The organism is Neisseria sp. HMSC15G01, from assembly GCF_001808255.1.
Taxonomy (GTDB): Bacteria; Pseudomonadota; Gammaproteobacteria; order Burkholderiales; family Neisseriaceae; genus Neisseria; species Neisseria subflava_A.
Genome location: NZ_KV792693.1, coordinates 33,919 through 58,208, shown reverse-complemented (window position 1 = coordinate 58,208; position 24,290 = coordinate 33,919). Strand labels below are relative to the sequence as shown.

Sequence of the window (24,290 nt, the reverse complement as noted above, 5' to 3'; positions counted from 1 at the left end):
ACAGATATGCAAGAGTCAATCGTTGAGTCCCACCCCTTCGCAGCCTTGTTGCCTCCGCAGGCAACGGTCATGATGATGGGGACGTTTCCGCCTAAAGAAGAAAAACACGCGATGCAGTTTCATTATCCGAATTTTCAAAACGATATGTGGCGTGTGTATGGGCTGGTGTTTTTCGGCGATGCGGCGCATTTTCAAAAGCAGGGCGAAAAAGCGTTTGATGCCGATAAAATCAAAGCGTTTTTGAGTGAAAAGGGGATTGCATCCTGTCCGACCGTATTGAAGGCAATACGCGAACATGGCAATGCTTCGGATAAGTTTTTAAAAGTGATAGAAACTGTCGATTTGGCGGCAGTATTGGCGCAAATGCCCGAGTGCCGCCATCTTTGCACCACTGGCGGCAAGGCAACCGAAGTTTTGTTGGAGATTCAAGGCAGCGGCATGAAAATGCCGAAAACCGGCGAAACAGTGCCGTTCCCCTATGCAGGGCGTGAGTTGACCCTGACGCGTCTGCCTTCGACTTCGCGTGCCTATCCTTTGAGTTTGGCAAAAAAAGCAGCGGCGTATCGGGCTTTTTTTGAAATGGCTGGATTGACTGTTTTTCAGGAGTAGGGCGATGGATCGTTATGAAATCTCTTTAATGGTGTTTATGGCTTTGTGGTGGCTTTTTAATGTCGTCTCAGTGTGGCTGAAGGCCAAAAAATGGCACATCAGGGTATTGTTGGGCGGAACGCTTTTGTATGTGATACAAATATCTGCAGTCATTATGTCTGTTAACGGCCTTAATTGGATATTTTTGAACGTAAGTACTATAAATACCAATGAGTTGATTATTGCTTTGCTTGTGCTTAACTTTCTGGGTTGTTGGTTGCTGGCGCTGTGGCTGGGGATGTTGGCATTGAAACTATGCCTGAGAAACAAAAACGAAGAAAAATATATCGCGCCTCCGTTGGGTACGGCATTGATTGCAACATCGAGCTGTACGCTGTTGTTCCTATTTTGTCTGCTGATATTATTATTCAATTAGTTGCCGACAAGATGAATGGAAAACAGCTATAATTGCTGACAATTTTTACTTTCAGACGGCCTTTTACTGAATCAGGCCGTCTGAAACCATAAAACGAACAAGGAAAAATCCCATGAAAAATTATCACGCTCCCGACGAGAAAGGCTTTTTCGGCGAACACGGCGGCCTGTAGGTTTCCGAAACCCTGATTCCGGCATTGCAAGAATTGGCAGAAGCCTATAAAGCAGCGAAAGAAGATCCTTCATTTTGGGAAGAGTTCCGCCATGATTTGAAACACTATGTCGGCCGTCCCAGCCCTGTTTACCATGCCGCGCGCTTGTCCGAGCATTTGGGCGGCGCGCAAATCTGGCTGAAGCGTGAAGATTTGAACCACACTGGCGCGCACAAAGTGAACAACACCATCGGTCAGGCTCTGCTTGCCCGCCGCATGGGCAAAAAACGCGTGATTGCCGAAACCGGCGCGGGTCAGCACGGCGTGGCTTCTGCTACCGTCGCCGCACGCTTCGGCATGACTTGTGACGTGTACATGGGCGCGGACGATATCCAACGTCAAATGCCGAATGTGTTCCGCATGAAATTATTGGGTGCGAACGTGGTCAGCGTTGACAGCGGCAGCCGTACTTTGAAGGACGCGATGAACGAAGCCATGCGCGAATGGGTGGCGCGTGTGGACGATACGTTCTACATCATCGGCACCGCCGCCGGTCCCGCGCCGTATCCCGAAATGGTGCGCGACTTCCAATGCGTGATCGGCAATGAAGCCAAAGAGCAAATGTTGGAAGCCATCGGCCGCCAACCTGATGTTGCCGTTGCCTGCGTGGGTGGCGGCTCGAACGCCATCGGTTTGTTCCATCCCTATATCGAAGAAGAAAACGTACGTTTGGTCGGCGTAGAAGCCGGCGGTTTGGGTGTGGATACCCCTGACCACGCCGCACCGATTACCAGTAAAGCCCCTATCGGCGTATTGCACGGTTTCCGCAGCTATTTGATGCAGGACGAAAACGGTCAAGTCTTGGGTACGCACTCCGTTTCCGCAGGCTTGGACTACCCAGGCATCGGCCCGGAACACAGCCATTTAAACGATATCAACCGCGTGGAATACACCGTTGCCAAAGACGACGAAGCACTCGAAGCCTTTGACTTGCTCTGCCGTTTCGAGGGTATTATTCCTGCGCTGGAATCCAGTCACGCAGTCGCTTGGGCAGTCGCCAACGCGCCGAAAATGGGCAAAGACCAAGTGATTCTGGTCAACCTGTCCGGTCGCGGCGACAAAGACATTAATACTGTGGCGAAACTCAAAGGCATTGAGTTGTAAGCCTTATTGATTGAGCAGTAAAGGCCGTCTGAAAAAGCTGGATTTCAGTCTTTCAGACGGCCTTTGTTTCCGTAATGATTCAGCGTAGTATTTTATCCGCGCAAACTCTATCAAGTATCGGCGGCTAAGGAAATTTATCCTTCCAAACTGCGTGTGTACGCTTTCTAAACCGATTTATTCAAGTTATCCATCACCATGAAACATTTAGCAATCCATCTAAAACTATTGGGCATGGCGGCGTTTTGGGGCGCATCTTGGCCGATGGGGCGGATGCTGGGACAGGCGCTGCCGCCTTTAACGGGCGGTATGCTGCGCTTTTTGACGGCGGCAATCTTGCTTTTGGGCTGGCTGTTTGCACGGTATCGATTGCGTACTTTGGCGGTTTTGTCGCGCAAACAATGGCTTGGATTGGCACTGGCGGCGGCATTCGGCGTATTTGGTTTTACTGTGTTATCTATGCTGGGTTTGCAGCGGATTCCTGCTTCAAGGGCGACGGTGTTGGTTACGTTTAATCCTGTGTTGACGATGTTTTTTGCGGCTTTGCTGTTTGGCGAGAAGCTCAACGGCAAGATTGTGTCGGGCATGTTGTTGGCAGTGGCAGGCTCGATATGGGCGGTTACGCATGGCGAGATTGCGGCATTTTTATCGGGCGGCGGCATAGGGTGGGGCGAAGTTCTGGTGTTTTGCAGCCTTTGCTGCTTGGTTACTTATACGATGATAGGCAGGGCGGTGTTGCAGGGGATTGATGCGCTGACGGTTACCGTGGCCACCGCTTGGCTGGGTGCAATGATGTTGCTGCCGCCTGCGTTGGTTTCAGACGGACTGCCGTTTGGCATGCTTGCCGAAATGGACGGCAGGGGCTGGTTTGCTTTGATTGGCCTGTCTGTCGGCGCAACGGTCTTAAGCTATGCGTGGTATTTTGAAGGCGTGAAGACTTTGGGCGCAGGCAGCGCGGCGGCGTACATCACTTTGGTTCCGGTATTCGGCATTTTGTGTTCTGCTTGGTTTTTGGACGAGGCATTGCATGTTTCCTTGGTTGTCGGCTGTTTGGCGGCGGTGGGCGGATTGGCGTTGATGCAGTACGGAAGACGTGCCGTCTGAAAAGGTAAATATGTTATATAATAATGAAACTGATTAAACCATTGTTTTCAACATGTCCGAACATTCCTCCCTGCTCGATTTCGACCGCGCCCACCTGCTCCATCCCTATACATCTATGACCGATCCGTTGCCTGTTTATCCGGTGCGACGAGCGGAGGGTGTACACATCGAATTGGCGGACGGCACGCGGCTGATTGACGGGATGTCGTCTTGGTGGTGTGCGATACACGGTTACAATCATCCCGTTTTGAATCAGGCGGTTGAGGCGCAGATTAAGCAAATGTCGCATGTGATGTTCGGTGGTCTGACGCATGAGCCTGCGGTGGAACTGGGTAAATTATTGGTCGAGATTTTGCCACAGGGACTGGACCGTATTTTTTATGCGGACTCGGGTTCGGTTTCGGTAGAGGTCGCGCTGAAGATGGCAGTGCAATACCAGCAGGCGCGGGGGCTGAAGGCGAAGCAGAATATCGCGACGGTGCGGCGCGGGTATCACGGTGATACTTGGAACGCGATGTCCGTCTGCGATCCGGAAACAGGGATGCACCATATTTTCGGCAGCGCGTTGCCGCAGCGTTATTTTGTCGATAATCCGAAAAGCCGCTTCGACGATGAATGGGACGAGGCGGATTTGCAGCCTGTCCGCGCCTTGTTTGAAGCACATCATGCGGATATTGCCGCCTTTATTTTGGAACCGGTCGTGCAGGGCGCGGGCGGCATGTATTTTTATCATCCGCAGTATCTTCGCGGTTTGCGTGATTTGTGCGACGAATTTGATATCGTGTTGATTTTTGATGAAATCGCCACCGGCTTCGGGCGAACGGGCAAGATGTTTGCCTGCGAACACGCAAATGTCGTGCCGGATATTATGTGCATCGGCAAGGGCTTGAGCGGCGGCTATATGACGCTGGCGGCGGTAATCACTTCGCAAAAAGTCACCGAAACGATTTCGCGCGGCGAAGCGGGCGTGTTCATGCACGGGCCGACGTTTATGGCAAACCCGCTGGCGTGTGCCGTAGCCTGCGCTTCGGTCAAACTGCTTTTGTCCCAAGATTGGCAGGCAAATATCCGCCGCATCGAAAGCATCTTAAAAGGCCGTCTGAAAGCTGCGTGGGACATTCGCGGTGTGAAAGATGTTCGCGTTTTGGGTGCTATTGGGGTGATTGAGTTGGAAAAAGGCGTGGATATGGCGCGTTTTCAAGCGGATTGCGTGGCGCAGGGCATTTGGGTGCGCCCCTTCGGCAGGCTGGTATATCTGATGCCGCCTTACATCATTTCAGACGACCTCTTAACCGAACTTGCCGACAAAACCGTGCACATTTTGAAGGAACACAACAAATGAAAGGCGTTTACTTCGTCAGCGGCATTGATACGGACATTGGCAAAACCGTCGCCACCGGTGTGTTGGCAAAACAATTGTTGCAGCAGGGCAAAAGCGTGATCACGCAAAAGCCTGTGCAAACTGGTTGCCAAGACATCGCTGAAGACATTGCCGTCCACCGTAAAATCATGGGCATACCCATGCAGGAAGTCGACAAGCAAGGGCTGACCATGCCCGAAATCTTCGGCTATCCCGCCTCGCCCCATCTCGCCGCCCGTCTTGACGGCAGGGCTTTGGATTTGGACAAAATCCGTACCTCCACTCAAGAGTTGGCGACGCCATACGAAATCGTCTTGGTCGAAGGCGCGGGCGGATTGATGGTTCCGCTGACGGAAAATCTGTTGACCATTGATTATATCCGTCAGCAAGGCTATCCCGTCATCCTCGTTACCAGTGGACGGCTCGGTAGCATCAACCACACCCTGCTCAGCTTTTCCGCGCTCAAACAATACGGTATCAGCTTGTATAGCCTGATTTTCAACCATATTCACGACAGCAAAGATGAAACCATTGCAGGCGATACCTTGGAATATCTTAAAGGCCGTCTGAAAGATGAGTTTCCCGAAGCCAAATGGCAGGAGTTGGCCAAAACAGAGGTGTCAGATGGAGCTTGATATACCGTGTGGCACGCTTTGTTCGTATGCCGAAGCTTCAAGTCTTTTGTCGTCTAAGGCCGGACATTTGCTGACCGTTTCTTCGCTAACCGCTGCTTTACGTGCTTCCGGTAAGGATTTTTCAGTCGAGCCCGTGTATTTGGGTTTGACGAATTGTGCGGAAAACGGAGACGAAATCTTTGTACGCGATGTTTTGCTCAAACTGGACGGCGAAACAGTGATACAAGCCAGAAGCGCGTGCCGACCGGACAGCAGTCTATGGACAGAATTATTAGATTGCGGAACGCAGCCTTTGGGCGAGCGCCTGTTTGACGGTACATTGCCGTTGAAACGTTCGGATTTTGAGTTTCTTCGTTTTGAAGATTCCGACTATCCATCTTTCAGACGGCCTGTTACCGCGCGCCGTTCGTATTTCGATTGGAACGGCGAAACATTGGAATTAACAGAATATTTCTTATTGAAATTAATAGATTTATACCGCTAAGGCTGTCTGAAAATAAAACCGTTTACCGATGTTTGTCATAATTCTGATATAATACAATAAATTAAATTGTTAAGATCTGTTTGATTTCAGACGGCAATAAATTATAATAAGAGCTAAGGCTCTAAAAAGCCTTTCCTTCCGAATCGACACATAAACAACGACACATTACATCAATGAACATAAGGCGCTTTTTTCTACAATTTCTACCGCGTTACGCTGTCGGACGGATGGTGATATACGCCAAACTGATGCGCGTCGACAAACCCATTGGCACACTGCTTTTGCTGTGGCCGACTTATTGGGCATTGTGGATTGCGTCTAAAGGCGTTCCTGACGCGGATATTTTTCTTGCCTTTAGCGCAGGCACATTTTTGATGCGCAGCGCAGGTTGCGTGGTAAATGACTTTGCCGACCGCAATTTTGACGGTGCAGTAGAGCGCACTAAAAACCGCCCGTTTGCCAAAGGTTTGGTTTCTAAAATCGAAGCGCTGCTTTTGACCGTCATGTTGTGTCTGATGGCAGCTTTATGCTTGGTGCAGCTCAACCGCTTTACTTGGCTGATGAGCCTTCCGGCCTTGTTCCTGGCCATCACATATCCCTTTACCAAACGCTTTTTCCCGTTGCCGCAGTTTTATTTAGGACTGGCATTTTCGTTCGGCATTCCCATGGCCTTTGCCGCCGTGCAAGGGCCGAGTGCCTTCCGAAGCGTGGCTGATGTTTACCGCCAATGCCTTATGGACGTTGGCTTACGACACGATTTATGCCATGGCGGACAAAGAAGACGATTTGAAAATTGGCATTAAAACTTCGGCAATCACATTTGGCCATCACGACATTACTGCCTCTATGCTTTGCCATTTTTGGTTTACGGTATTGATGGCGGTGTTGGGTATCAAAATCGGTGCAACTTGGCCGTATTGGTTGATATTGCCGATAACTGTTTATTGGCAGTATCAGCAATATGTTGTCATCCGTACGCGCAATCGCCAGTTGTGCTTCCAAACGTTTTTGGCCAATAACCGCATCGGTTTGGCGTGGTTTTGCGGATTGGTCTGCCATTATTTCTGGGTATTTTTGGTTTCCAAACTGTTTTAAAAAAAGAAGTTGGGGCCGTCTGAAAAGAAGGGGAAAAGGGGTATGCCGGGCATACCCCTTTTCATTTGAATCATAGTTTGGCTATTGATAGCATTTTTACTTTAAATTCAATATAAGCAAGCAGTTGGATTATTTTTAGCTCGTTAAAAAATATCAAGAACAACATGGAAAATGTTAGCAGGGCGAGTGTAAATTACGCCTTCAGGATTGAGATTTGCACCGACAATCGGTACAATCCTATTGTTTTGCGACATTTAAAAGAGATACACATGAGCCTGATTGGCGAAATTTTACCTTTGTCCCATATCGTTTTGGATTTGGAAGTCAGCAGCAAAAAGCGTCTGTTTGAAGAGGCCGCCCAGCTGCTGGAGAATGAAGCAGAATTACCGAATACCAACGTGTTCGACTGCCTGTTTGCCCGTGAAAAGCTTGGTTCGACCGGTTTGGGGCAGGGGGTGGCGATTCCTCACGGCCGTCACGCATGCGTGAAAAAAGCCACCGGTGCGTTTATCCGCACCAAAGAGCCGGTTGCCTTTGATGCGCCCGACGGCAAACCCGTTTCCTTGATTTTCATCCTGCTTGTGCCTGAAAACGCTACCGGCGAACATTTGGAAGTCTTGTCCAAACTGGCCGGCAGATTCTCTCAAAAAGCCATCCGTGAAGCATTAATGGCCGCAACTTCTGCCGAAGAAGTACGCACACTTCTGACCGAAGAGTAATTCATGCCCAGCATATCCGTCCGCCGCCTGTTTTCCGACAATCAGCACAAACTCGAACTTGCTTGGGCTGCCGGCAATTCTGGCGCGGACAACCGTATCGGTGTCGAAGCCGATAAACCCGTCTTGGCCTTGGTCGGCCACTTAAACTTTATCCATCCCAACCAAATTCAAGTTGTCGGCGTAGCTGAAGCCGAATATTTGCGCCGCTTGGAGTCGGGCGAGCTCAACTACGATTTCGGAGAGCTTTTCGACATCCCCATGTCTTTGGTCATTGTCGCCAACGGCTTGCCGGTATCGCCCAAATTGCGCGATTATTGCCATACCAACAGTATCCCCTTGCTGACTTCCAAACAGGAAAGCCCGCACCTGATGGACGTTTTGCGGATTTATCTGCAACGGACATTGGCAACTTCCACCATCAAGCACGGCGTATTTTTGGATGTATTTGAAGTGGGCGTACTCATTACCGGACAATCCGGCTTGGGTAAGAGCGAATTGGCATTGGAGCTGATTTCGCGCGGCCACAGCCTGATTGCCGATGATGCGGTCGAACTTTTCCGTACCGGCCCGGAAATGCTGGAAGGCCGTTGCCCGCCTATGCTGCGTGATTTCCTCGAAGTACGCGGTTTGGGCATACTTAATATCCGCCATATTTTTGGCGAAACCTCTATCCGTCCGAAAAAAATCCTCCAGCTGATTATCAATTTGGTTCCGGCCGACGACGGATATATGAAACAACTTGATCGATTGAGCATCCGTACCGAAACAGAATCTATCCTCAACGTCAGCGTCCGTTCCGTTACCCTGCCTGTTGCAATCGGTCGAAACTTAGCAGTATTGGTTGAAGCTGCAGTACGCAATTACATCCTTCAATTGCGTGGTAAAGACAGCACCAAAGAATTTCTCGAACGTCACCAAACACAACTCAAAGAAAACGAACAAAATCATGAAAATCGTCCTGATTAGCGGCTTATCCGGCTCGGGAAAGTCCGTAGCTCTTAAGCAGCTCGAAGATTTGGGCTATTACTGTGTCGATAATCTTCCCTTGGAAATGCTTCCATCATTGGTTTCACTCCATATCGAACGGGCCGATGAAACCAAACTCGGTGTCAGCGTTGATATCCGTTCCCGTATTAATATCCAAGAAGCGCAAGAGCAAATCCAATATTTGCGTGACGAAGGACATCAGGTTGAAGTCCTGTTTGTTGAAGCAGAAGAGGGTGTTTTGGTTCGCCGCTTCTCAGAAACCCGACGTGGACACCCTTTGTCTGGTCAAAACCTGACTTTGTTGGAAAGCCTGCAAAAAGAACGCGAGTGGCTCTTTCCGCTTAGAGACATCGCATATTGCATCGATACGTCCAAAATGAATGCTCAGCAGCTGCGTTATGCTGTGCAACAATGGCTCAATATTGAACGTGTCGGTTTGCTGGTCATTCTTGAATCCTTTGGTTTCAAATATGGCGCTCCCAATAATGCCGACTTTATGTTTGATATGCGCAGCCTGCCCAATCCGTATTACGATCCGGAATTACGCCCCTTTACTGGCATGGACAAACCTATTCAAGATTATTTGGGCCAGCAGCCGTTGGTTCAAGAAATGGTTGATGACATCGACCATTTTATTAGCCGCTGGTTGCCGCGCCTGCAACAAGAGAGCCGCAGTTATGTGACGATTGCCATCGGTTGTACCGGCGGTCAGCACCGCTCCGTTTATGTTGTGGAAAAACTGGCCGAGCGCCTCAAAGGCCGTTATGAACTCCTTGTCCGCCACCGTCAGGCTCAAAGCTTGGCAGGACGCTAACTTGCCGTTTCAGACGGCCTCAAAGGAAGAAACCATGAAAAAAATCAGTCTGACCGCATTATCCTTGCTTATCTTGACCGCCTGCGCGACAGAGCCTGTCACTGCTTACCGTTGGCATCGTACCGGCGCGAGCGAAGCTGAAGTTTCCCGCCAAATCAATACTTGCAAATCGCAAGTCCAAAATAGAAATACATACAAGACGTTCGAGCAATGTATGGATGAAGCAGGTTATTACAGCTATGAACATGGCAATCTCTAAATCCGGATTGACCGATTATCCAAATACCGAGGCCGTCTGAAAAAAAATGATTGTTCAGACGGCCTCAGATACGAATAGAAAGAACAAAAAGACATGGCTATCCAATGGTTTCCCGGCCACATGAACAAGGCAAAAAAAGCCATTGCCGAACGCATTAAAAGCGTTGATATGGTGATTGAGATGTTAGACGCGCGTATGCCTGCTTCCAGCGAAAACCCTTTGCTTGCCCAGTTGTCCAAAGGCAAGCCAAAACTCAAAATCTTAAACAAGCAAGATCTTGCCGATCCCGAGCGTACCAAAGTTTGGCTCGAACACTACAACAGCCGCCAAGATACCCGCGCCATTGCGCTTGATTCTTCCGAAACCGGCGCTCATGGCAAAATTACCCAAGCCTGCCGCGCCATGATTCCGCATCGCCAAGGTATCGAGAAGCCGCTACGTGTCCTGATTTGCGGCATTCCCAACGTCGGCAAATCCACCTTGATTAACGGCATGATCGGCAAAAAATCTGCCAAAACCGGTAACGAACCCGGTATTACCAAAGCCGAACAACGCCTTTTCCTTGCAGACGATTTCTGGCTTTACGATACCCCCGGTATGTTGTGGCCGAAAATTATCGTCGAAGAAGGCGGCTACAACCTTGCGGCCGGCGGTGCAGTCGGACGCAACGCACTGGACGAAGAAGAAGTAGCGCTTGAGCTTTTGGATTACCTCCGCCGCCATTATCTGGCCCTGTTGCAAGAGCGCTATCAAGCCGACAAAGATCCAAGCAGCCATTGGGACGATACTTCTTGGCTGGAGTGGATTGCCAAAAAACGCGGTGCGGTTTTGAGCGGCGGACGGGTCAACTACCAAAAGGCTGCTGAAAATATCCTGACCGATTTCCGCGAAGGAAAAATCGGCAGAATCACGCTGGAAACGCCAAACCAATGGGAGGCTTGGCTGAAAAAAGCCAGACAGAAAGAGGCCGAACTTAAAGCCATTCGCGAAGCCAGAAAGGCGGAACGAAAAGGGCAACAGCCTTCTGCCGATTAATATAAAAGGCCGTCTGAAATCTATTTTCAGACGGCCTTTTGTTGGAATAGGCAATTTAGAGGGCGGTACGGCTGAAGCTGTCCAGGGCTTTATCAGTTTGGATTTGGTTGAACTGCATGATGGTTTTGTCGCCTTGCTTTTCGTCTAATTCGATTTTACGTACCAGCGTATCGCCGTTGATTTCGATACGGTTGAAGATTTGACGGGTAATGGCGGTTTTCGGAGTTAAGGTCAACGTCCATTTTTTCTCGTTGCCGTTTAATTTCAAATCAAATTGTTTTTCCAGGCCTTGGGTATTGCCGCCCAAAAGGTCGAGGAAGAGTTTGATTTGGCGGCTTTGGCCGTTGAGCTTGCTGGCATTTGGGTTGACCCATTGGCTGCCGTTCCATTGCATGATGCCGTCTGAACGCACGCGCAGGGTGGTTTCAAATGGTTTTTGCATTTTCCAGAGCAGGCCTTTTTGTGGGACAAGGGTAAAGCTGCCGCTGGTGGTCATGGGTTTGCTGAGGGATTTAAGCTGGCGTTGTTGGACAAAATTGCCTTGCACGTTTTGCGGTTTTTGCAGGGTTTGTGCCAATTCGGCAGGGGAAAATGCCCACAAAGCCGGAGCGCTGATGAGGAGAGTAAGAGAAAGAATGTTTTTTTTCATTGTGCTTCCATAAGGTTTGAGGCCGTCTGAAAATTCAGACGGCCTTTTATTGCTTTAATTATAAGGCTGACAAGGCCTGATTAAAGGTTGCGCTTGGACGCATCGCTTGTGCCGCTTTTTCAGGATTGGCTGCGTAGTAGCCGCCGATGTCGACCGCTTTGCCTTGTACGGCAGAGAGTTCTTCAACGATTTTGGCTTCGTCGGCAGTCAAAGCGGCTGCCAATGGAGCAAATGCGGCTTTCAGTTCGGCATCTTTGTCTTGCGCCGCCAATTCTTGCGCCCAGTAGAGGGTGAGGTAGAAATGGCTGCCGCGGTTGTCGAGTTCGCCTGCTTTGCGTTTAGGCGATTTGTCGTTCAACAGCAGTTTTTCGGTGGCTGCATCCAAAGTGTCGGCGAGGACTTGGGCTTTGGAGTTGCCGGTTTTTTGCGCCAGATGTTCAAACGATACGGCGAGTGCGAGGAATTCGCCCAAAGAGTCCCAACGCAAGTGGTTTTCTTCGAGGAATTGTTGGACATGTTTCGGTGCGGAGCCGCCAGCGCCGGTTTCAAACATACCGCCACCATTCATCAATGGAACGATAGACAGCATTTTCGCGCTGGTACCCAGTTCCAAAATTGGGAACAAGTCGGTCAGGTAGTCGCGCAGGACGTTACCGGTTACAGAGATGGTGTCTTCGCCGTTTTTCAGACGACCCAAGCTGAACTTGGCAGCTTCTTCGGGAGCGAGGACGCGGATGTCGAGACCGTTGGTATCCAGTTCGGCAAGGTAGGCTTTAACCTTGGCGAGCAGGCTCTTGTCGTGCGGACGGTTTTCGTCGAGCCAGAACACGGCTGGCGTGTTGCTCAGACGGGCGCGGTTGACGGCGAGTTGTACCCAGTCTTTGACGGGCGCGTCTTTGGTTTGGCACATACGCCAGATGTCACCGGCTTCAACGTCGTGTTGCATCAGGACATTGCCAGCTGCATCAATGACTTGAACTTGGCCGTCGGCTTCGATTTCAAAAGTTTTGTTGTGCGAACCGTATTCTTCGGCTGCTTGCGCCATCAGGCCGACGTTAGGAACGGTACCCATTGTTGTCGGATCGAACGCGCCGTGTTCGCGGCAGAAGTCGATGGTTGCTTGGTAAACGCCGGCGTAGCTGCTGTCAGGAATGACGGCTTTGGTGTCTTGCGCTTTGCCGTCTTTGTCCCACATACGGCCAGAATTACGAATCATCGCAGGCATAGAAGCATCGACGATGACATCGCTAGGAACATGCAGGTTGGTAATGCCTTTGTCGGAATCAACCATGGCCAAATCAGGGTTGGCGGCGTAAACGGCAGCGATTTCAGCTTCAACGGCGGCGCGGGTGTCCGCATCCAGTTTGTCCAGATTGGCAAGCAGGTTGCCGAAGCCGTTGTTGACGTTGACGCCTGCGGCAGCCAGTTTGTCGCCGAATTTTTCAAATACAGGCGCGAAGAACACTTTGACGGCGTGTCCGAAGATAATCGGGTCGGACACTTTCATCATGGTGGCTTTCATGTGCAGCGAGAACAATACGCCTTTAGCTTTTGCGTCTTTCACTTGTTCGGCAAGGAAGGCGAGCAGGGCTTTTTTGCTCATTACGGTCGCGTCGATGATTTCGCCGGCTTTCAAGGCAACAGGTTCACGCAGCTCTTTTTTGTTGCCTTGTTTGTCGGTGAACACGATGGATACGGAAGTCGCTTCAGGTACGGTAACGGATTGTTCGTTATGGAAAAAGTCGCCGCTTTGCATGGTGGCAACATGGGTTTTGGAATCTTTGGTCCATGCGCCCATGCTGTGCGGATGTTTTTTCGCAAAGTTTTTCACTGCTTTAGGCGCGCGACGGTCGGAGTTGCCTTCACGCAGGACAGGGTTTACCGCACTGCCTTTGATGCGGTCGTAGCGTTCGCGTACGGCTTTTTCTTCATCGGTTTGAGGATCGGCAGGATAGTCGGGAACGGCAAAGCCTTTAGACTGCAATTCTTTAATCGCGGCCGTCAGTTGAGGTACGGATGCGCTGATGTTCGGCAGTTTGATCACGTTTGCATCGGGTTGTTTCACCAGTTCGCCCAATTCGGCAAGCGCATCGGGTACGCGTTGCGCTTCGGTCAGGTATTCGGGAAACGCCGCCAAAATACGGCCGGAGAGAGAAATGTCGCTGGTTTTGACATCAATATCGGCGTGGCGGGTAAACGCCTGCACGATTGGCAACAGGGATTGAGTGGCCAATGCAGGAGCTTCGTCGGTGTAGGTATAGATAATGGTGGATTTAGTCATGGGATTATTCTCTATGTAGGTTAAGTTTTTCTTTTCGGGCACATCGCGAGAAGAAACGTGCTAAGCCTATTATGGCATATTTCGGCGGATTTGGTTGTTGTTTTGATGTTATTGTTTTTTAAGTTGCGGAAAAGAAAAAGGCCGTCTGAAAAGACAGCCTAAATATAAGGACTTATCCGATAATCAAAACAGCATTGCTGCCGCCGAATGCGAATGACGAGCTGGCGGCAATGCGTTTTTCAGACGGCCAGCGGCTGTTTTCGTCGGTCAAAGCGATGTTGGGCAGCTCGGAATCGGGTATGTTGTCCCATTGTTGCGGCGGCAGTTTGCCTTCCGGATTGTATTGGCGGTTGGCCATCAACCAGGCAAACGCGGCTTCGATCGCACCGGCTGCACCCAAAGTATGACCGGTGGACGGCTTGGTTGAGGTGCAAAGGGTGTGGTTGCCAAATACTTCGGCAACGGCTCGGCTTTCCATGCTGTCGTTGTGTTGCGTGCCAGTGCCGTGCAGATTGATCCAGCCGATGTCTTCTGCTTTCAAACTGGCTTTATCCAAAGCAGCCTGAAAGGATTGGGCAGCACCCAAACCGTCGGGGCGGGGAGAAGACATATGGTAGGCATCACTGCTTGCACCATAGCCCAGCAACTGCATTTTGCCGTCAAAATCCGCATCGCGCGTCATCACGAAAAATGCGGCTGCTTCGCCGATATTGATGCCGTTGCGGTTGGCAGAAAAGGGCTTGGCGATGCCGTCTGAAAGCACTTCCAAAGAGGCAAAACCATTAATCGTCAGCGGAGAAAGCGTATCCGCGCCGCCGCAAATCACGGCATCACACAATCCGGCACGAAGCAATCGGGCTGCGCTGATGAGGGCGCGTGCGCCGGAAGTGCAGGCGGTGGAGACGGTATAGCGCAAGCCGTCCAAACCGTAAACTTGGGCGATAAATTCGGAGGGCGAAGCCATGGTGTGTTGCAGCTGCTTGAACGGAACATCCGTCCATTCACCACCTTGGATAACGTGTTGGAACAAAGGGATATTTTCATCTGCGCCACTGGTGGACGTACCGGTAACGACAGCAACCCTTTCTTTGCCGTAACGTGCAATGGCCGTCTGAATCAGTCCGTCTATTTGCGAAAGCGCGTGCAGGATAAGCTGGTTGTTGAGGCTGCGATGCGCTTTGGGAATGCTGTCGGGCAGAGGCATCAGGGTTTCTTTGACCGCACCGAAAGCATGCGTTTTGCCTTTTACCCATTGGTCTGAAAAAGTCAGGGGTGTGTTTTCAGACGGCGTGAGTAAGGCATCGGCATGAACTTGCAAGCCGCTGCCCAATGCGCTGGTCAGTGCCGGACGGCTGAGATAAACAGGAGTATTCATGAATTAGTCTTCTGCAATCGGGCTGACCGTCCAGAAAGTTTGGTCGGGGAAGCCGATAAGGAATTGTTCGGAATGGTGGGCGACACACCACAAATCACGCTCGTGGTAGCTGAACACCGCGCCTTTGCCGTCAGGGCAGAAGCCTTTATGAGTGGCGTTTTGTTGGTGGGCTTCAGGGTAAAGCGTGGCGGCTTGTTCGGCGGCCAAAAGCGGCAACAGGGCGGCAAACAGTCGACGCGAATTGGCATTGGGCATCACAAAGCCGTCATTTTTCCAGCCTTTGGTGTTGACCGATTGACGAGATACCGGTGCCCCCAGTGCATCGGTTTGGACAAAGCGAATGCCGTCTGAATGAGGTTCGACTGCCAAGAGATTGGTTTGAACGGTTTGCCCCGCCGCATTGGTCTGCTCAAGTTTGAACCATTGGCCTTCTTTGGAAAGCGGCGGCAGCGTTTGCGGATGGGGGAGCGAGGTCGCGCATGCGGAAAGCAGCAGTGCGGCAAGCAAAGGGATAAATCGCATAAGGTTTTATCTATCGGTCAAAATATTTAATGGTGTGGATGAAGTTTCAGACGGCCTGTTCTGTTTTCAGTCTAGGTCGTCTGAAAGGCATTCGTCCTTATTCTACCTTCAAATCGCCCACCAATGCGGCAAGTGTGGACAAGCGTTGCTCGGATTTTTCCACGAATGGATTGTTCGTGTCCCAAGCGTAGCCTGCCAGAATAGACGAAATCATACGGCTGATTTCAGGACTGCGGTTAGGCGCGTAGATGGCATTTTGGAAGCGGAAATCGTACCAACCGTTTACATAAGTACGGAACGCGTTCACGCCGATCATCAGTTGGTCGGCAAATTCGGTTTGCCAATCGACGGCTTCGCCTTTGAGCTGTTTGCCCAACAAATCGGCAGCCAGTTTGGCAGAGTGCAGGGCAATGGTCACGCCGGAGGAGAAGACTGGGTCGAGGAATTCGGCGGCGTTGCCCAAAAGTGCGAAATGTTTGCCGTATAAGGTTTTTACGTTGGCAGAGTAGCCTTGGATAGAGCGGAACGGAAAGTCGTTTTCCCAAACGGCTTTATCCAAAATTTCCGCCAGCATCGGGCATTCGTACACAAATTTTTTCAACACGGCTTCTGATTCGCCGACCAGTTTGTCGGGCGTGCCGACAACGCCGATGGAGCAGCGGTTGTCGCCGAAAGGAATCAGCCAAATCCAGACATCGCGATGTTCAGGATGCGTGTTGATCAGGATTTTGTTGCGGTCGAATTTCGGGCTGGTGATGTTGTCGTCAATATGCGTGAAGTGGGCTTGGCGCGGAGGCAGCTCGGACGGGCTTTCCAAATCTAAAAGGCGGGGCAGGACACGGCCGTAACCGCTGGCATCCAAAACGAATTTGGCAGTCAGTTCATAGTTTTCGCCTGTATCGGTTGCAACGCTCAAACGTGCCATATCGCCACTGTTGTCAAACGCGGTTACGCCATGTCCGAAGCGGACATCGACACCTTGTTTTGCCGCTTCATCAATCAGGATTTTGTCGAAGATGCCGCGGCGCACTTGATAAATAGTGCCGGGGCCGTCTGAAAATTTTTCAGTAAAGTTGAAATCTGTGTAACGGCTGCCCCATGAAAACGCAGCACCGTCTTTAAATTGAAAGCTGGGCTCGGCATGCACTGCGTCGGCAAAACCGGCTTCTTCCAACATTTCCATGCAATGCGGCAACAGGCTTTCGCCGATGACAAAGCGCGGGAAATGTTGTTTTTCCAATACGCAAACTTTAAAGCCTTGTTTGTTCAGCAAAGCGGAAGCAACCGAACCTGAAGGGCCTGCGCCGATAACGGCAACGTCAAATTCTACGGACATTTGAAAATACCTTTGATTTTAATGATAAATAATGTTTAATCCATCGCCTGAAATTTTTCAGACGGCCTTTTGCAATTTGGCGATAGAAGTCGAAACAAAATATAGCTTCAATTTTAATCGTCTTCATCTTTTGTCTAATTTTTCAACAATGTGCCTGCCAGCCAAATATTGAATGCCACACCGATGGTAACCGTCATGCCGAACGCGGCAACAGCGGGCGTGTTGCTGATGGCGAGCAGGGCAAAGGAAATGGCTGTCGTCGCGGCGGCAAGCAGCATACCGCCTAATTTTGCCGGGGCGCTATGGTGTGCTGTGGCAGCATAGACGGCATAGTCCACGCCGATGGCGGATACTAAAAGCAGTCCGAACATGGCAAACAGGCTGACGGGAATGCCGGCCAAACCGAGTACGGCAACGGTGCAGATGGCGGCGGCCAGCGGCACGGCAAGGATTTTGCTGCCGCGTTTGAAACCAAACATTTTCCACAAAAGTAACCATGCCAACGCATAGGAAGCCAGTTTCAACCATGCGGCCTGATTGCGCGTGTGGTGGAAAAGCTCGTTTAAGTGGGCGCGCTTGTCTGCCCAATGTACGCCGGAGACGTGTTGCGCCACGGCGCGTACGGCGGCTTCATCGGTCATGCCGTTCAAACGCACGACGGCAGCAAAACGGCCTGGTTCCACTTCGCCCAAATACAAGGAACGCCAAGCTTCTGCCAAATCGGTATTCAGGCCGTCTGAAAGCGACAATGGTTGCGTATCAGCAGCTTGCAGCAGGGCATCGCGTACGGTTTTGCGCGGAATACCTATTTCGGTAAGCGGTTTCCAGCTATCAGGCAACTTGGTCAATTCGCGCAGGCGGTTTTGCAGTTTTTGCTGCTCCGTTGTTGGCAGGATGAATTGGTCGGGCGATTGGATCCCGGAAAGTTTGCCTTGCGCGATTAAGGGCTGCAGGGCGCGGCCGAGTTCGGCGGTTTTCTTCAATAGGGCATCTTCGCTTTGTGCTTCGGCCACCAAATATTTGCCGCCAAAATCCGTGCCGCTCAACTGGCCGATCTGTTGTACTTCGGCCAACATCGCGGTCGGCATATTGACCCATTGACGGATGTCGTCACGCCAGTCGCTGCGCCACAGCCCGACTGCCAGCAAAATTCCGCCCACGATTAACCAGCCGCGTTTGTGCAGGCGGTTTTTCAGACGGCCTGACAAGGAGTAGAGCTTTTCGGTTAATGCGGCAAAAGGCACGGTTTTGGCACGGTAGCGGCGAAACAGCGGCGGCAGCCATAAAACGGTGGCACCAAACGCGCCAAATAAGGCAAAGCCTGAAAATACGGCGGTTTGGCGAAGTACAGGCAAAGGGGTGAACCACAGCAGCGCGTAGCCCAAGACGGTAATTGTCAGGCTGACGGCAAAACTTGGCAAGACATGTTTCATTGCCGATTCAGCCTGCCAAACGGTCTTTTCAGACGGCCCAAATACCGACGGAGCAAGCCAGTGCAACGGGAAATCCACCAACATCCCCACCAAGCTGGTGCCGATAACGATGGTCAGGATATGCACTTCGCCGAATACTAATAAAGCGACCGCCAATCCGGTCAACATACCAGCGGCCAGCGGCAAGGACAGCAAAAATACTCGGCCGCTGCGGAAGACCCACAACAGCAGCGCAAAGGTCAGCCCAAGCCCGACCATACTCATCAACCGGCTTTCTTTTTCTGCGGCTGCTTTGGATACGGCGGTGAACAATGCGCCACCTGCGTTTAAGGTTTCCGCGCCGTTTTCCGAAGCGATTTGACGGCTTTGCGTCATCAGCGGTAAGAGGGCGTCGTTGCCGGAAAATTGATCGCCACCTGCGAGCCGTCCGCGCAAAAATACCCAAGTTTTGCCTTTGTCTTCGGCAAACAGCATGCCGTTGTCCATGTCCCACTGCAAACGGCTTTGCGGATTGGCTTTGTCGGCAACAAAGCGTCCGAAGCCCAGCCAGTCTTGTTCTAAAGACAAAGGGGAGGGGGCGGCAAACGGATTGGCTGCGGCTTCTGCACGCGCTTGAAAATAGGCTTGCGGCTGCTCAAACAACAGGCGGATTTCGTCTTGCGGCAAAACCGCCAAGCTCAGCTTCTGCATATCCGCCCGCACTTTGTCCAAATTCGGCGTCATACTGCTGTCGACTTGTTCAAATATGCCGCTTTTGCGCCATGCGTCGGCAATTTGTGAGGCCGTCTGAAAAGCGGTTTCGGCATCGGTACTGCCGGCAAGCAAAATAACTTGCGAATTGAGCTGCGCTTCTGCGGCTTTATCCGCGGCCGTCAGCAAGGCATCGGGTTGCTGCTCGCTTGGCAACAACGCGGTCAAATCGGTTTGGATACGCGTTTGTGAAGCAAAGGCATAAACCAAAAACAGGGTAAGAAACAGGATAAGGGCAGTATAGAGGCGGTTTAGGAGGCGAAGATTCATCGTTCAGACGGCCTTTTGCAAATGCTGCTGTTGGTGTGTGGAATAAGTAAAAGTGCAGTAAATTAAATCAGATTATTATTAGTTTGTCAGTTGTTAGATAGTTTGCTGGTCGGTTAAGTCATTGAGCTTGAGTGAGCCGAAAAACTGCCATTGCAGAGCGACGGCTTTTCCCTTCCAAACGCAGGCAAGTGCCATCGTATCCGCCAAAATCGCGCTTGTGCCGTGCCAATCGGTTTGCTTTCCAGCGCGTAAACCGACGGGTTGCCCTGAATCGAAAACATAGCCGACCGATTTCATGTCTGACGGAAAATCCAAATTTGCCGCTTTAATCAAGGCTTCCTTGAAACACCATAATCGGTAAAACGTTTCAGACGGCCAGTTTGCCGTTTCCAAATAGTCTTGTTCTTCCTGCGTGCAGACTAAAGCCGACAGCGCTTTGAAATCGCGCGGGCGGATAAACTCGATATCGATACCGGCTGTTAAGGGCTGAGGCGCACACAATAAAGCGGCAAAGCCTTTGCTGTGGCTCAGCGATACAGTCGGTAAATCGGTTTGCTGTTTTAATGCGCGGCTGACTTGCCAGTCTTGACGCTGCGCCAGTTGAGGCGTGGTAGCCAAACGTTGGGAATCGGCTGCGTTTAGAGACGCATGGTCGTAGCAGGCGGCAAAAGAGGGATCGGCCAGCAGACAGTGAAGGGGTGTCGTATCCATAAAATAGAAAAATGCCAAACTTCATATTGAAGTCCGGCATTTTTGACATTGCTTAGTGGAAGCTGCCTTTCAAAACCACACGGCTGTTGAATGTAGCGATGTGGCATTCGTATTCGTTACCGCCTTTGGTTACTTTGTCAAAGTAGCTAACCAGATGAACGGATTTGGCTTTTTTGCGATGAGCAGTGCTTTGGAAGCGTTTAACCGCGCTTAAGAATGCGCGTTGGCAGGTTTCATCAGGGGTTTTGCCGACTGTGTTGGCAATTTGACGAGAAGTCAAAGTTGCGCCGGATGTACTGCCGTAGTGAACGCGGATGCTAGGATCCAAAACAGATTTAGCTTCGGTAGAGTTTAAAGCTACATCGACTTTACACATATAAATATCGTTTTGACCTTTGCCATGGACTTTATGGCCCTCACCCATGCTACGGCAGGCAGAACCGGCGGCAGTTGTTTTTGGAGTAGAAGTTTGAGAGGAGGAAGTGGATGGTTGGGAATTGCCAGATTGTGAGCAAGCGGCAAGCATCAGGGCGGATACGGCAACCAAAGCAGAAAAACGTAACATACGAACTCCTTTGTAATAATGGGCGTAGAAAAAGTTTACAGAAAACAGAATCATTTTAACATATATGAAAGAAGTATAAAAATAGGATGATGTAAAAAATATTATATTTTTATTTAAATGATTTCATGGCGTTAAGAAAGTTTGAGGCGGTAATGCTTGACGAAGGAGGGCAGAAAGCGTATATTGCGGTCTTCCTTAGGAGTAATGGCTGAGAGGCTGAAGGCACTTCCCTGCTAAGGAAGCATGTGGGGTCAACCTGCATCGAGGGTTCGAATCCCTCTTACTCCGCCAAATATGAAAGACACCGTTTATACGGTGTCTTTTTTATTATCCGGAATTTCTTGGAATCTAAGGCCGTCTGAAAGTGTGAAATGAACGATTTGATTATTCTAAACAAGCCTTATGGCGTGATTTGCCAGTTTTCTGCACATGAAAAACATCAATGCCTTAAGGATTTTGTCGAGAAACCGGGATTTTATCCGGCCGGCCGTTTGGATACGGACAGCGAGGGTTTGCTGCTGCTGACCAATAATGGCCGTTTGCAGGCGCAGATTGCCGACCCGAAATTCAAGCAGGTCAAAACTTATTGGGCGCAGGTGGAGGGTTCTCCTGATGAAGCCAAATTGGATTTGTTGCGCCGTGGCGTAGATTTGGGCGATTTTGTCACCCGTCCGGCCGAGGTTAGGGTATTGGAAGAAGGCGAAGCGGATGTTTTATGGCCGCGCGTGCCGCCGATTCGCGTGCGCAAGTCCGTGCCTGATTTTTGGGTGGAAATCAAAATTTCGGAAGGGAAAAATCGCCAAGTGCGAAGGATGACGGCGAAAGCAGGCTTTCCGTGTTTACGCTTGGTTCGTGTGGCGATAGGCCGTCTGAATCTGTTTGATTTGAATTTGGAATTGGGACAATGGCAGTTTGCGCCGCATCGTCCTTAAATAGAATGAATAAAGGCCGTCTGAAATATTCAGACGGCCTTTTGTTATGGAAAAATTAATGATGTGAATGACCGATTTGGAAGGTCATTGTGGTGTAGTTCGCCTGTTTTTGGCACACGCTTTGATCAGGGAAATCGGCTTTGTGTTCTACGCTGGCCTTCCAGAAACCTTGGCGCAATGGAATGATGCTGACTTCGCCTTTGTCATCGGTGGTATCGGAGAAAGCTTGGGCTTCGGTTTTATGGGTTTTGCTGCGGTCGCTGGTGTCGAAGCCGTCAAATGTGGCGGTAACGGTGGCGTTAGGCAGCGGCTCGCCATTGAAGAGGACGCGGACTTTGAAGCGTTCGCCGACGTGGACGTTAGCAGGGTTGTCCAAAGGTACGATTTCCAAATGTTGGCCAACTTGCTTAGTAATGATAGCGGTATCTGCGCTTTCGTGGCCGACATTGACGATGTTTTTGCCGAACATACGGGTTTGTTCGCAATAGCTTGCATCAGGCATTTCTTTGATGCTTGCCTGCTTCCAGCCTGCGCTGTTTTTTGACCAGAAAGTCGGTTGGTATTCGGCAGTTACCAAGTAGCTGCCGTCTTTGACCGGCAGTTTGCTGCGGTATTGGTAATTGTATGTGCCTTTTTGAATCATGTTTTCTTTGCCTTTTTCAGTCACCAGTTGCATGGGTTTGCTGAAAATGTGCAGGCGGTCTTTGGCGATCGGCTCAAGCTCAGGGAATTCGCCATAGCCCAATTCGGCTTCAAGGTATTCACCGCCATGTGTGTGGGCGGTTTCAACCCAAACGCGATGGGCGTGGGCGGCAGTGCTGAACAGGAAGGTGGATGCGATAAGCAAAGCGGTTTTTTTCAAGATTTCTCTCCGATTTTCGATGTGTAGAAAAGATAGAATAAATCGTTCGTTATAATATAACAAAAATATTTAAATTTAAAGAGAGGCCGTCTGAAAGTTTTCAGACGGCCTTTTAGATGATTGTTTTTTAGGAGGATTATCGAAACGGTTTAGTCCCCGTCACGACAAACGTCAATCGCTTCCTGCAAACTGCTGACGCCGTAGATTTTCAGGTTCGGAAACTCTTTGTCATGGCGCGGCATATTGGCTTTGGGGACGATGGCGCGTTTGAAGCCGAGTTTTTCCGCTTCTTTGAGCCGCTCTTGTCCGCGTGCGACGGGACGGACTTCGCCGCTCAAACCGATTTCGCCGAATGCGACCATTTTTTCGGGCAGCGGGCGGTTACGGAAGCTGGAGAGCATGGCGAGGATGACGGCAAGGTCGGCAGCGGGTTCGCCGATTTTGACGCCGCCGACGGCGTTGAGGAACACGTCTTGGTCGAAACAGGCGATGCCGCCGTGGCGGTTGAGGACAGCGAGCAGCATGGCGAGGCGGTTTTGTTCGAGACCGACGGTGAGTCGTTTGGGGGTGAAACCGTGTGCATCATCGACCAATGCCTGAATTTCGACCAAAAGTGGGCGGCTGCCTTCTTGTGTAACCAAAACGCACGAGCCGAGCGTGTCGTCGCGGTAGCTGGCGAGGAAGATGGCGGACGGGTTGGACACGCCTTTCAAACCGTTTTCGGTCATGGCGAATACGCCCAATTCGTTTGCCGCGCCGAAGCGGTTTTTGATGGCGCGTATCATGCGGTAGTTGGAATGTTGGTCGCCCTCGAAATACAGCACGGTATCGACCATGTGTTCCAGCACGCGCGGGCCGGCAATCGCACCGTCTTTGGTAACGTGTCCGACCAGTATCATGGCGATGCCCATCTGTTTCGCCATGCGCGTCAGCTGGGCGGCACACTCGCGCACCTGCGACACGGAACCAGGGGCGGAAGTGATTTGGTCGGAATACATGGTTTGGATGGAGTCGATGACCACGACTTCGGGCTGATGCTGTTTCAAGGCCGTCTGAATCGCTTCCATGCGGATTTCGGCAAGCAGGTTTACGCCTTCGGTGGGCAGTTCCAAACGTTGCGCGCGCAGGGCGACTTGTTGGGCGGATTCTTCGCCAGAAACGTACAGCACTTTGCGGCTTTGCGCCATTTTGGCGATGGTTTGCAACAGTAGTGTGGATTTGCCGATACCGGGGTCGCCGCCGAGCAGGATGACTGCACCATCGACCAAACCGCCGCCTAATACGCGGTCGAGTTCGCTCATGCCCGTCGGATTGCGCGGCACTTCGGTCGCGGTAACGGCAGAGAGGGATTGGACGGTCGAAGTGTCCGCCGCCCAAGATTGGAAGCGGGCGTTTTTTGGCTCGGGCGCGGCTAGGCTTTCCTGAAGCGTGTTCCACTCGCCGCAATGCGGGCATTTGCCTTGCCATTTCGGGGAAGTGCCACCGCATTCGGAACATTGGTAAATGGTTTTGGGGGCTTTTGCCATGGTGTTTTCCCTATGGATATTTGATGTGTGAAAAGGTCGTCTGAAAAGTGAGGAAGGTTTTCAGACGGCCTTGGGATTATGAATACTTTATTTATAATTTCAAGTATTCATCACTTGTTTAATGCAGCGGCATTTGCTGTTTTTTTGCGGCATAATAGGAAAAATTTACATGGAAGTTTTAGAAAAATGATTTTATTTCAAAAAAGTGATGGTAAGCTTGCCTTGCCTTGCCTTGCCTTGCCTTGCCTTG

At 50.8% G+C, this 24,290-nt stretch carries 22 protein-coding genes, 1 tRNA gene and 2 pseudogenes; 15 read left to right on the top strand and 10 right to left on the bottom strand.

The annotated features are described in order from the left end of the window. Positions 1-6: 6 nt before the first annotated feature. From HMPREF3139_RS08855 to ylqF, 13 genes and pseudogenes are all read left to right on the top strand, one after another. Positions 7-609: a DNA glycosylase gene (locus HMPREF3139_RS08855; RefSeq protein WP_049336521.1), complete on the top strand. Its 603-nt coding sequence runs from the start codon at positions 7-9 to the stop codon at positions 607-609. Between the two features lie 4 nt (positions 610-613). Beyond that, complete coding sequence (locus HMPREF3139_RS08850; RefSeq protein WP_049336439.1) at positions 614-1,024, top strand: hypothetical protein; 411 nt, start codon at positions 614-616, stop codon at positions 1,022-1,024. 112 nt (positions 1,025-1,136) lie between these two features. Beyond that, positions 1,137-2,339: pseudogene (gene trpB / locus HMPREF3139_RS08845) on the top strand (tryptophan synthase subunit beta). Between the two features lie 195 nt (positions 2,340-2,534). Further along, the gene (locus tag HMPREF3139_RS08840; protein ID WP_070461629.1) at positions 2,535-3,440 is read left to right on the top strand and encodes a DMT family transporter; all 906 of its coding nucleotides are present in this window, start codon (positions 2,535-2,537) and stop codon (positions 3,438-3,440) included. A gap of 52 nt (positions 3,441-3,492) precedes the next feature. Then, positions 3,493-4,782, top strand: coding sequence for an adenosylmethionine--8-amino-7-oxononanoate transaminase (gene bioA / locus HMPREF3139_RS08835; protein ID WP_070461628.1), 1,290 nt, complete (start codon positions 3,493-3,495; stop codon positions 4,780-4,782). Then, a complete protein-coding gene (gene bioD, locus HMPREF3139_RS08830; protein ID WP_070461627.1) occupies positions 4,779-5,435 on the top strand; it encodes a dethiobiotin synthase in 657 nt (218 codons plus the stop codon). Before bioA ends, bioD begins: the two co-directional genes overlap by 4 nt. Next, a complete protein-coding gene (locus tag HMPREF3139_RS08825; RefSeq protein WP_070461626.1) occupies positions 5,425-5,919 on the top strand; it encodes a chorismate--pyruvate lyase family protein in 495 nt (164 codons plus the stop codon). Before bioD ends, HMPREF3139_RS08825 begins: the two co-directional genes overlap by 11 nt. 173 nt (positions 5,920-6,092) lie before the next feature. After that, positions 6,093-7,014, top strand: a pseudogene (gene ubiA, locus HMPREF3139_RS08820) (4-hydroxybenzoate octaprenyltransferase). Between the two features lie 269 nt (positions 7,015-7,283). Next, positions 7,284-7,733, top strand: a complete 450-nt coding sequence (ptsN, locus tag HMPREF3139_RS08815) for a PTS IIA-like nitrogen regulatory protein PtsN (protein ID WP_039862228.1) — start codon at positions 7,284-7,286, stop codon at positions 7,731-7,733. A gap of 3 nt (positions 7,734-7,736) precedes the next feature. Further along, positions 7,737-8,699 carry an HPr(Ser) kinase/phosphatase gene (hprK, locus tag HMPREF3139_RS08810; RefSeq protein ID WP_003747372.1) on the top strand — a complete coding sequence of 321 codons (963 nt, stop codon included), beginning with the start codon at positions 7,737-7,739 and terminating at the stop codon, positions 8,697-8,699. Beyond that, complete coding sequence (rapZ, locus tag HMPREF3139_RS08805; protein WP_070461625.1) at positions 8,680-9,534, top strand: RNase adapter RapZ; 855 nt, start codon at positions 8,680-8,682, stop codon at positions 9,532-9,534. The genes hprK and rapZ overlap by 20 nt, the downstream gene beginning before the upstream one ends. A gap of 34 nt (positions 9,535-9,568) precedes the next feature. Beyond that, the gene (locus tag HMPREF3139_RS08800; RefSeq protein WP_070461624.1) at positions 9,569-9,793 is read left to right on the top strand and encodes a protocatechuate 3,4-dioxygenase; all 225 of its coding nucleotides are present in this window, start codon (positions 9,569-9,571) and stop codon (positions 9,791-9,793) included. 93 nt (positions 9,794-9,886) lie between these two features. After that, on the top strand, positions 9,887-10,828 hold the full coding sequence (gene ylqF, locus HMPREF3139_RS08795; RefSeq protein WP_070461623.1) for a ribosome biogenesis GTPase YlqF: 942 nt from the start codon (positions 9,887-9,889) through the stop codon (positions 10,826-10,828). A gap of 55 nt (positions 10,829-10,883) precedes the next feature. Here the strand turns inward: ylqF and HMPREF3139_RS08790 are convergent, their stop codons facing one another. The 8 genes from HMPREF3139_RS08790 to HMPREF3139_RS08755 all read right to left on the bottom strand — a co-directional run bounded on the left by HMPREF3139_RS08790 (position 10,884) and on the right by HMPREF3139_RS08755 (position 20,720). Next, positions 10,884-11,477: a LolA family protein gene (locus tag HMPREF3139_RS08790; RefSeq protein ID WP_070461622.1), complete on the bottom strand. Its 594-nt coding sequence runs from the start codon at positions 11,475-11,477 to the stop codon at positions 10,884-10,886. Between the two features lie 58 nt (positions 11,478-11,535). Beyond that, entirely contained in the window at positions 11,536-13,758 is a 2,223-nt protein-coding gene (locus tag HMPREF3139_RS08785; protein WP_070461621.1) for an NADP-dependent isocitrate dehydrogenase, read from the bottom strand. Between the two features lie 172 nt (positions 13,759-13,930). Further along, entirely contained in the window at positions 13,931-15,133 is a 1,203-nt protein-coding gene (locus HMPREF3139_RS08780; RefSeq protein WP_070461620.1) for a beta-ketoacyl-ACP synthase, read from the bottom strand. A 3-nt stretch (positions 15,134-15,136) separates the two neighbouring features. Further along, positions 15,137-15,655 (bottom strand): hypothetical protein, encoded by a 519-nt coding sequence (locus tag HMPREF3139_RS08775; RefSeq protein WP_070461619.1) that lies wholly within the window; start codon positions 15,653-15,655, stop codon positions 15,137-15,139. A 97-nt stretch (positions 15,656-15,752) separates the two neighbouring features. After that, on the bottom strand, positions 15,753-16,991 hold the full coding sequence (locus HMPREF3139_RS08770) for an NAD(P)/FAD-dependent oxidoreductase (protein WP_070461618.1): 1,239 nt from the start codon (positions 16,989-16,991) through the stop codon (positions 15,753-15,755). Positions 16,992-17,125: 134 nt separating this feature from the next. Continuing rightward, entirely contained in the window at positions 17,126-19,444 is a 2,319-nt protein-coding gene (locus tag HMPREF3139_RS08765) for an MMPL family transporter (protein WP_070461617.1), read from the bottom strand. A gap of 93 nt (positions 19,445-19,537) precedes the next feature. After that, the gene (locus tag HMPREF3139_RS08760; protein WP_070461616.1) at positions 19,538-20,155 is read right to left on the bottom strand and encodes a 4'-phosphopantetheinyl transferase family protein; all 618 of its coding nucleotides are present in this window, start codon (positions 20,153-20,155) and stop codon (positions 19,538-19,540) included. Positions 20,156-20,207: 52 nt separating this feature from the next. After that, complete coding sequence (locus tag HMPREF3139_RS08755) at positions 20,208-20,720, bottom strand: hypothetical protein (protein WP_234395463.1); 513 nt, start codon at positions 20,718-20,720, stop codon at positions 20,208-20,210. A gap of 198 nt (positions 20,721-20,918) precedes the next feature. Between HMPREF3139_RS08755 and HMPREF3139_RS08750 the strand changes: the two genes are divergently transcribed. Together HMPREF3139_RS08750 and HMPREF3139_RS08745 are read left to right on the top strand one after the other, a co-directional pair. Then, a tRNA-Ser gene (locus HMPREF3139_RS08750) sits at positions 20,919-21,011 on the top strand. Positions 21,012-21,091: 80 nt separating this feature from the next. Further along, positions 21,092-21,652: a pseudouridine synthase gene (locus tag HMPREF3139_RS08745; protein ID WP_049332414.1), complete on the top strand. Its 561-nt coding sequence runs from the start codon at positions 21,092-21,094 to the stop codon at positions 21,650-21,652. 55 nt (positions 21,653-21,707) lie between these two features. On the opposite strand, the gene HMPREF3139_RS08740 is transcribed toward HMPREF3139_RS08745, so the two are convergent. Beyond that, positions 21,708-22,514 carry a DUF4198 domain-containing protein gene (locus tag HMPREF3139_RS08740; protein ID WP_070461615.1) on the bottom strand — a complete coding sequence of 269 codons (807 nt, stop codon included), beginning with the start codon at positions 22,512-22,514 and terminating at the stop codon, positions 21,708-21,710. A gap of 149 nt (positions 22,515-22,663) precedes the next feature. Beyond that, positions 22,664-24,040, bottom strand: a complete 1,377-nt coding sequence (gene radA, locus HMPREF3139_RS08735; protein WP_070461614.1) for a DNA repair protein RadA — start codon at positions 24,038-24,040, stop codon at positions 22,664-22,666. Positions 24,041-24,290 lie beyond the last annotated feature (250 nt).

What these genes read in the sequence shown, in the direction of transcription:
- rapZ (WP_070461625.1), top strand. Translation starts at nt 8,680, where the DNA reads ATGAAAATCGTCCTGATTAGCGGCTTATCCGGCTCGGGAAAGTCCGTA.
- hprK (WP_003747372.1), top strand. Translation starts at nt 7,737, where the DNA reads ATGCCCAGCATATCCGTCCGCCGCCTGTTTTCCGACAATCAGCACAAA.
- HMPREF3139_RS08780 (WP_070461620.1), bottom strand. Translation starts at nt 15,133, where the DNA reads ATGAATACTCCTGTTTATCTCAGCCGTCCGGCACTGACCAGCGCATTG.
- HMPREF3139_RS08855 (WP_049336521.1), top strand. Translation starts at nt 7, where the DNA reads ATGCAAGAGTCAATCGTTGAGTCCCACCCCTTCGCAGCCTTGTTGCCT.
- HMPREF3139_RS08850 (WP_049336439.1), top strand. Translation starts at nt 614, where the DNA reads ATGGATCGTTATGAAATCTCTTTAATGGTGTTTATGGCTTTGTGGTGG.
- HMPREF3139_RS08840 (WP_070461629.1), top strand. Translation starts at nt 2,535, where the DNA reads ATGAAACATTTAGCAATCCATCTAAAACTATTGGGCATGGCGGCGTTT.
- HMPREF3139_RS08785 (WP_070461621.1), bottom strand. Translation starts at nt 13,758, where the DNA reads ATGACTAAATCCACCATTATCTATACCTACACCGACGAAGCTCCTGCA.
- HMPREF3139_RS08755 (WP_234395463.1), bottom strand. Translation starts at nt 20,720, where the DNA reads ATGTTACGTTTTTCTGCTTTGGTTGCCGTATCCGCCCTGATGCTTGCC.
- HMPREF3139_RS08790 (WP_070461622.1), bottom strand. Translation starts at nt 11,477, where the DNA reads ATGAAAAAAAACATTCTTTCTCTTACTCTCCTCATCAGCGCTCCGGCT.
- HMPREF3139_RS08770 (WP_070461618.1), bottom strand. Translation starts at nt 16,991, where the DNA reads ATGTCCGTAGAATTTGACGTTGCCGTTATCGGCGCAGGCCCTTCAGGT.
- radA (WP_070461614.1), bottom strand. Translation starts at nt 24,040, where the DNA reads ATGGCAAAAGCCCCCAAAACCATTTACCAATGTTCCGAATGCGGTGGC.
- HMPREF3139_RS08800 (WP_070461624.1), top strand. Translation starts at nt 9,569, where the DNA reads ATGAAAAAAATCAGTCTGACCGCATTATCCTTGCTTATCTTGACCGCC.
- bioD (WP_070461627.1), top strand. Translation starts at nt 4,779, where the DNA reads ATGAAAGGCGTTTACTTCGTCAGCGGCATTGATACGGACATTGGCAAA.
- ylqF (WP_070461623.1), top strand. Translation starts at nt 9,887, where the DNA reads ATGGCTATCCAATGGTTTCCCGGCCACATGAACAAGGCAAAAAAAGCC.
- HMPREF3139_RS08775 (WP_070461619.1), bottom strand. Translation starts at nt 15,655, where the DNA reads ATGCGATTTATCCCTTTGCTTGCCGCACTGCTGCTTTCCGCATGCGCG.
- ptsN (WP_039862228.1), top strand. Translation starts at nt 7,284, where the DNA reads ATGAGCCTGATTGGCGAAATTTTACCTTTGTCCCATATCGTTTTGGAT.
- HMPREF3139_RS08760 (WP_070461616.1), bottom strand. Translation starts at nt 20,155, where the DNA reads ATGGATACGACACCCCTTCACTGTCTGCTGGCCGATCCCTCTTTTGCC.
- HMPREF3139_RS08825 (WP_070461626.1), top strand. Translation starts at nt 5,425, where the DNA reads ATGGAGCTTGATATACCGTGTGGCACGCTTTGTTCGTATGCCGAAGCT.
- bioA (WP_070461628.1), top strand. Translation starts at nt 3,493, where the DNA reads ATGTCCGAACATTCCTCCCTGCTCGATTTCGACCGCGCCCACCTGCTC.
- HMPREF3139_RS08745 (WP_049332414.1), top strand. Translation starts at nt 21,092, where the DNA reads ATGAACGATTTGATTATTCTAAACAAGCCTTATGGCGTGATTTGCCAG.
- HMPREF3139_RS08765 (WP_070461617.1), bottom strand. Translation starts at nt 19,444, where the DNA reads ATGAATCTTCGCCTCCTAAACCGCCTCTATACTGCCCTTATCCTGTTT.